Genomic DNA, 7325 nt, shown 5'->3' on the forward strand with positions numbered 1-7325 from the left:
CAACTAAAGGGAACTTTTTTATTAGTTAACAATATATGTATTTTCCAGAGTTAAAACTCTTTGAGCATCAACATTTTCTTTAATAAACCTCTTGGCAACACTAGCTTGAACAGCATCCGAATTATTTGTAAAGTACACTAATTGACCGCTAGCATTTTTTCTACCTCGCTCAGCATAAACTTTATCAATGAATTCAGAAGTTGTATTATTAGTAATGGCTTTTAATGAATTTTCAATTACCCTTGTTCCACCTGTTGCACCATGTTGTACTGATGTGGACCATAATACATTCCTTACTGAAAAGCTCGAGATCTTACCATCCATCTTAGGATTTGCTGCTATGTTTGATATTAGTTTATCATAAAAATTTCTTTTTGTGTATTTATGTTGAACCTGATAAAAATCATCATAATGATCCTGACTTATTTTAGTCCAAGCAGCATCAAAATTAGATCCATATTTAGTATTAGCCTCTGCTAAATCTTTATTTTGTCCCTCTATAAGCATATTATGATATGTATTTCTTTCTCCTGCTAACCATAATACAAAACCATTTAAAGATCCCATATTAGAAGATAACTGCCAGGCACCATAAGACTTTCCTCCTGCATCACCACTTATTGATGAAATCCTTCCCGGATCACCGTTGGATTCATATTTTTCTGAAAGCACTCCTAACATAACATTATTCTGGTTATCGCTTAATATATCTACACTATAGTCATAGCTTATTATTCTGGCTATATATCCTTCATTTATAGCATTATTACTATCTTTAAATTTCACTTTATAATAAGAACCTTGTCTTTTATCCACAACGATAAGTGAATCCTTTGGAATAGTAGTTATAACAGAAGAACTTCCAGATGGTAAAGATCTTAAGTTTATATTATTAACTTTAGTAATACCTAATATTGCTGTATCATAAGGCTTGTCTGTGTTATATAAGCGTAATTCTCCAGCGTTTTTAATATTATATCTAGCTATTGTATCTTTAAACTCTTGGGAGTTTATGCAGTTTACTAATATAAAATGTCTGCTATATCCATGCATAATGCTATTTACCCAATAAGACATTCCTTCTGAGTCAGCATTTCTGTCATAAAGTGTTTTATATACTATATTAATGTATTCATTTGCACTAACGTTCCCTTTAACAAACTCCTCACTTTGTATAAACTCTTCTATCATTTGTGCAGGAGTTATGTGTCCATTATAAATTCCATTAAACCAGTAGTTGAAACCATTCTCGTCAGCTCCTCTTCCAAGTGTATGGATATACGTTCTTCTAACTAAATTTGCTATGTTTGAATTCTTCTTTACATTATCGAATATCGGACTGCCACTAGGAATCCCATAGTTAGCACATAAGATTCCAAATTCTTGAGATCTTACAAAAGTAGAAAGTATGCTGTCACGAGAACTTCCATTTGACAAAGCATTTGTCCAGTATTTGATGCCTCCTTCATCAGGATCTCTTCCTAGCAACGATTTATAAACAATTTTTACAAAATCAACATCACTTATATTTTTACTTTTAAATTCTGCTCCCGAAAAAAATTGATCAGCTACTTCTGCCGCTGTAATTTGCTGTATATTTAAAGTTTGCGCCCAAAAAGCTACTCCAGATTCGTCAGGCTGTCTACTTAGAATGGTTTGATACAACCTAGTTACAAATCCCGTAGCACTCTCAATACTTGCACTTGTTTTCAGCACATTTACATATGAAAAGCACATAGTAAATAATAAAGTTAGTATTACTAATTTTCTAAATCTCTTCATTTTTATCCCCACTACTCCTCTAATTTATTTTAAAACTGTTATTTACTGTGTTCTATTTGTTATTAGTATTTTTTCTCCCTTTCCTTGAATTGTATATGTATATCCTCTACTTTCTCTAGAAGCTTGTCCATTATTAGTTGCAATATATTCCTCGCTTATTATTACTTTAAAGACTTCATCTTTTTCTTTATTTATGTTTTTAATATCCATTTTTACAAATTCCAAATTATTATATTTATTTCTCATATTTTGAATTTCTAAATTTAAATTAGGATAAAACTCGCTATCTTTACTTACATTTTCGTCCATAAAACTTATATCTGCACCTTTTATGTTAACTAAATTTGCATATATAATTAGATAATTTTCTAACAACAAAGATATATTTTTTGACTCTTCATTTGACACAGTCAAGTTTATATCGTCTTTATTAACAGGCACTCTAGGTTTATTCATTCCATTTGAACTATTTCCGTCAAGTTTTTTTTCCTGATTCACCCCAGAATTATTAGTATTTTGTGAAGGTTTATTATCATTACTATTTGATTTATCGTCTGGATTATTTACTTTATCCTCTTGTGATATTTCTTGTTTTTTTGAGTTATTATCATTATTAATATTTTGAGTTGCATTTCTGCAGGATATAACTGTACTTGGAATTATAATTGCTAAAAATAATATCATTATGGTCTTTTTTACCATCTTTTCCTCCTTAAGCTTATTTGTTTTTTATTTTATTATAATTATTTTATACTAAAAAAAAACACTTTACAATCATTACATATATATCCATAATATACATGTAGTTTAAAATAATAGAATAAAGATTAATCATTTAGTGATTAATACTTAATTACAGATCTATTCGTATATATTTATAATTAGTAATTTGGTATAATTTCATTTGGATAATTAGTTATTTAAATTATAAAGGAGGAATATTATGGGTGATAAAATTAAAAAAAATAGACAAATAAAAAGTAAAAATACAATTAAAAAGCTTTTTATCTCTTTAGCTTTTATCTTACTTTTTATATTTGGTTTTACCACATTTTATATTTATAATACTTTAAATAAAGTTGAAACAGACGAAATCTCTCAATTAAACGATGCCATAGGCATACGAGAAGATACTCTAGATAAATTTGAAGGAAAAGATAATATCATTAACATAGCGTTATTTGGAGTGGATAATCGTAGTGAACAAGAAAAAGGACGTTCTGACTCTATTATTATCCTTACATTAGACAAGGAACATAAAAAACTTAAAATGTCTTCAATTATGAGAGATTCGTATGTGAATATAGAAGGACGAGGAAAGGATAAGATAAATCACGCATATGCCTTTGGAGGCCCTCAGTTAGCTGTAAAAACAATAAATCAAAACTTTGAGTTAAATATAAGGGATTATGTTACCGTAGACTTTGGAAATATGGAGGACATTATTGATTCTTTAGGGGGAATTACATTAAACATCAGGCAAGATGAACTTCAGTATATTAACAATTATATTAATGAGTTGGCTGCTCTAAAAAAGGTGTCTCCTACCTCTATAACTAAGCCCGGTACCCAAAAAGTTAATGGGATTCAAGCTGTGGCTTATTCGAGAATAAGATACACATCAGGCGGTGACTCTGAAAGAACAGAAAGACAGAGAATAGTTCTCGAGGCTTTGCTAACCAAAATTAAATCCGCCGGAGTAACTAAATTCCCTTCCACAGTAAATAAGCTACTGCCCTATGTTAAAACCAGCCTTTCATCAACGGAAATATTAAAGCTTGGTACTGATGTCTTAACCTCTGGTATTGGTAATATCGAACAGGAGCGCTTTCCAATTGACGGTTATGCAAAGGGAATAAACTTAAATAAAATTTACTATCTTCAATTTGATGAAGAGGCCACTAAAGATCATATATATAAATATATATTTGAAGATATAAAACCTAAGAAAAAATAGTATCAAAGCTATTATGATAAAAGTCCTATAGAAATAATACTTTATCTATAGGACTTTTTATCACCTTCACAGTAACTTAATTAATTTATACTTACTAATCCAACTTTAATAAAGCATCATATTTTAATATAAGATCCGAGGTTCTTAAAGAACTACTTGCTTTTTCTATAGTCGGCTCTATTAAATTGCTATCTATCTCTTCCTTATTACTTAAGTCATATGCTTTATCACTATCACTGTCATAAATATACTGTGAGGTTATGAAACTTCCATTTCTTAATACAGCCATATCATCTTCAGTGTTTAATAAATCCTTACCCATCATATATTTATTTTCTATATCTAAAAGATTTAAAAGGGTAGGCATAATATCAATATGTCCGCCGGGAGTTTTTATCTGTTCAGAATATTTTCTTCCGGGAATGCTTATTATAAGAGGAATTTTAGTATAATCACCGATTACCGTTACAGGAGTATTTTCCTTTCCTAAAAATCTGCTTAGCTCCTCGTTTTTATCGTCTCTAAGGCCTCTATGATCTCCATAAATAACTAAAACGGTATCGTCATACAGCCCTTCAACCTTTAATTTTTCTATGAGAGCTCCTATACTTTCATCTAGAAAAGCTATATCCTCCAGGTAATCGTTAGTTTGAGTATCCTCAAATTCTCCTGTTTCCACTCTATTTTCATGCTTATAATATCCAAAAGGATGGTGAGAGGTAACTGTAACCATCATAGAATAAAAAGGTTTTGGTACATTCTTAAGTATATCTATACTTTCTATGAAAAAGTCTCTGTCATTTATTCCCCATCCAACTATCTTATCAGTTGAGTAAGAGGTATTATAATAAAATGTATCAAATCCAAAGGTATTATACACTGTTTCCCTATTCCAGAAGGTGTTGGTATGTCCATGCATTGCAGCAGTAAAATACCCTCTTTCTTTTAAGAGCTTTGGAAGAGCGTTATATTGATTATTAGGCTTACTGAAATAAACAGCTCCTGTCTTTTCAGGATAAAGGGAGTTATTTGCCATAAACTCTGCATCAGAAGTATTTCCTCCACCAGTCTGAGCGTAAACGCTACTGAAGTATAAGCCATCCTTAGTTAACTTATTAAGGTTAGGAGTAATTTCCTTCCCATTAACCTGTAGTCCAATTACAAAGTTTTGAAGAGCCTCTCCCTGAACAAAAATTATGTTTTTGCCCTTAGCAACTCCCTTCAGCCTATTAGCTTCCTTACCAACAAGAACATTATTAAAATATCTTCTTATATCCTCTAAAATTTCCGGAGTAAGTTTTTTCTTGCTGTTTCTGCTGGCTATGGCCTCCCGAATATCATTATAGTGATAGTACATAAGGCCAAATTCATCTGCTATGGTTTTCATATCATAGTTGTATAAAAGCACATCAGACTTAACGTCTTTTCTTATATTGATGGTTAAAAATCCTATAATAATTATTATAGCCATAGTTAGGTAATTGATTACATTAAAAGGCCTCATAAGCTTCTTGCGCTTTACGAAGTTTAATATTAAAAGTACCGCAGGCAGGTTAATAAATAACAGTATATCATTAGCTTTCATCAAAGAAAAAATACTTTCCTTTAAATTGGACATATTATTTTTTTAATAACGGAAAAAGCTGAAGAGTTAAAAACTGAGTGTAATACCTAAGATAAAGTATGTCGGCAAACATTAAAATCGATATAATTACATCTAGGATAATTAAAGTTTTTAGCTGATTTTTATTATCTAATATTAAGGTCCAGCTTCCTATAAATAAGTATATTATTAACAGATATATCATGTGTTTATAATCTATGTTTATACCTCTATTACTAAAAACTAATGCTTCCTTTAGTACCATAATAATTCCAAAACTAAATAATTTAATATATTTATTAATAAATATGGTCATTTTGTCCTCCTATAACTAATTATGGCATAGATTATACTACCATAACTGTTTTTCTATTGGAAGACAGTTACAAAGCAATATTTTAAAGTTTACATAATGTTGTCTATGCATTAAATTATTATTTACATTTAGGAAAACAAAAAGCTGCTTCTCACTTAGGGAAACAGCTTTATATTCAGATTATTTGTTTTTCACATTTTTCATAAATACCTTAAGAGCTTCTTTCCAATCCCTCATTTCATCTCCCACAGTACATCTTAACATCATATTGTCTAAGGAAGAATAGGCAGGTCTTTTTGCAGCTCTGTTTACAAGCTTATCTGAAGTTATAGGATTAACCTCACAATCTATTCCTGCATACTCTACTATAGCTTTTGCAAAATCAAACCAGGAACATTCACCGGTACCTGTACAGTGATATGTACCGTATTCATTGCTCACAGCTATTTTTAGTATGTGATGCGCCACATCCTCTGCATTAGTAGGATTACCTCTTTGGTCATTAACCACATCAAGATGTCCCTTTTCTTTAGCAGCATTCATTATGGTATAAACAAAGTTTTTTCCGTTATAACCGTATAGCCATGCAGTTCTAACTATAAAGTATTTTGAACAATATTCCTTTACAAAGTTTTCTCCTGCCAGCTTGGTTTTTCCGTATACACTTACAGGAGCAGGAAGATCATATTCTTTAATAGGAGATGAACCCTCTCCACTGAAAACATAATCTGTAGATATATGTACAAGCTTTGCTCCTGCCGCTTCTGCTGCCATGGCCATATTTCTTGCAGCAAGGGCATTAACTTTAAAAGCAATGTCTACATTGGCTTCACAAGCATCAACGTTTGTATAGGCTGCAGGATTTATAATTATATCAGGATTTTCCTTTTTAACAAAGCTTATAACCGCATTTTGATCAGTAAGATCTAAATCCTGGATGTCTATCCCTACAATCTCTGCTCCTATCATCTCTTTTGGTATGCTTCCTATTTCTGATTTACCATTTTTTATTATATTAACTATCTGGCTTCCAAGCTGGCCTCTGGCTCCTGTTATCAATATCTTCATATGTACTTACCTCCTGAATGTTAAATATTATATTTTAATTTTATACTTACCGGATTATAAATATTAATTCTTAATAATTATACTTTATATAGATATTATTGTCTATTTTGGCCCTATACATAAGGGATAATGATTAAATTTAATGTATTATTCACTTATTTTATTGTATAATATCTTATTGAAGTTATTACTAAGACCTAAGGAGGAAACTATGAACGCAGTACTACTGGTTTTACTTAATTCTATTTTACTAGTTACGGGACAAATGCTTTGGAAGATAGGCCTGAGAGATATAGAAATCAACAGTGTAGCCAATGCTATATCAGCAATTTTTAATAAATATGTATTCAGTGGTTTAGTTATTTATATGATTGCTACATTATATTGGTTTTACATTCTTAAACGCTTTGATTTAACTAAAGTTTACCCTCTTCAAAGCATGAGTTACATAATAACCCTTTTTATCGGTATATTTTTTCTTAACGAAAATGTATCAAGAAATACTATAATAGGCACTATAATAATATTTATAGGTGTTTTTGTCATAAGCTACAGATAAATAATATTTATCTGTAAAAAAAAGCAAGAGCTTAAGCTCT

7 protein-coding genes are annotated in these 7325 nt (G+C 30.5%); 2 read left to right on the forward strand and 5 right to left on the reverse strand.

The window, feature by feature from the left end; translation table 11 throughout:
• Nucleotides 1-21 precede the first annotated feature (21 nt).
• Both TA89_RS17770 and TA89_RS11800 read right to left on the reverse strand, forming a co-directional pair.
• Nucleotides 22-1782 (reverse strand): DUF4214 domain-containing protein, encoded by a 1761-nt coding sequence (locus tag TA89_RS17770; RefSeq protein ID WP_052447470.1) that lies wholly within the window; start codon nt 1780-1782, stop codon nt 22-24.
• Nucleotides 1783-1824: 42 nt separating this feature from the next.
• Nucleotides 1825-2484, reverse strand: a complete 660-nt coding sequence (locus TA89_RS11800) for a TcaA NTF2-like domain-containing protein (protein ID WP_040213598.1) — start codon at nt 2482-2484, stop codon at nt 1825-1827.
• A gap of 241 nt (nt 2485-2725) precedes the next feature.
• Here TA89_RS11800 and TA89_RS11805 point away from each other — a divergent pair, with 241 nt between their 5' ends.
• Nucleotides 2726-3739: an LCP family protein gene (locus tag TA89_RS11805; RefSeq protein WP_052447471.1), complete on the forward strand. Its 1014-nt coding sequence runs from the start codon at nt 2726-2728 to the stop codon at nt 3737-3739.
• A 94-nt stretch (nt 3740-3833) separates the two neighbouring features.
• On the opposite strand, the gene TA89_RS11810 is transcribed toward TA89_RS11805, so the two are convergent.
• The 3 genes from TA89_RS11810 to rfbD all read right to left on the reverse strand — a co-directional run bounded on the left by TA89_RS11810 (nt 3834) and on the right by rfbD (nt 6726).
• The gene (locus tag TA89_RS11810; RefSeq protein WP_040213599.1) at nt 3834-5324 is read right to left on the reverse strand and encodes an LTA synthase family protein; all 1491 of its coding nucleotides are present in this window, start codon (nt 5322-5324) and stop codon (nt 3834-3836) included.
• A 34-nt stretch (nt 5325-5358) separates the two neighbouring features.
• The gene (locus TA89_RS11815) at nt 5359-5658 is read right to left on the reverse strand and encodes a hypothetical protein (protein ID WP_040213600.1); all 300 of its coding nucleotides are present in this window, start codon (nt 5656-5658) and stop codon (nt 5359-5361) included.
• A gap of 180 nt (nt 5659-5838) precedes the next feature.
• Nucleotides 5839-6726, reverse strand: a complete 888-nt coding sequence (gene rfbD, locus TA89_RS11820; protein ID WP_040213602.1) for a dTDP-4-dehydrorhamnose reductase — start codon at nt 6724-6726, stop codon at nt 5839-5841.
• Between the two features lie 211 nt (nt 6727-6937).
• Here rfbD and TA89_RS11825 point away from each other — a divergent pair, with 211 nt between their 5' ends.
• Entirely contained in the window at nt 6938-7285 is a 348-nt protein-coding gene (locus TA89_RS11825; RefSeq protein WP_040213605.1) for an EamA family transporter, read from the forward strand.
• The last annotated feature ends 40 nt before the right edge of the window (nt 7286-7325 follow it).

Source organism: Clostridium polynesiense (assembly GCF_000820705.1).
GTDB lineage: Bacteria > Bacillota > Clostridia > Clostridiales > Clostridiaceae > Clostridium_AA > Clostridium_AA polynesiense.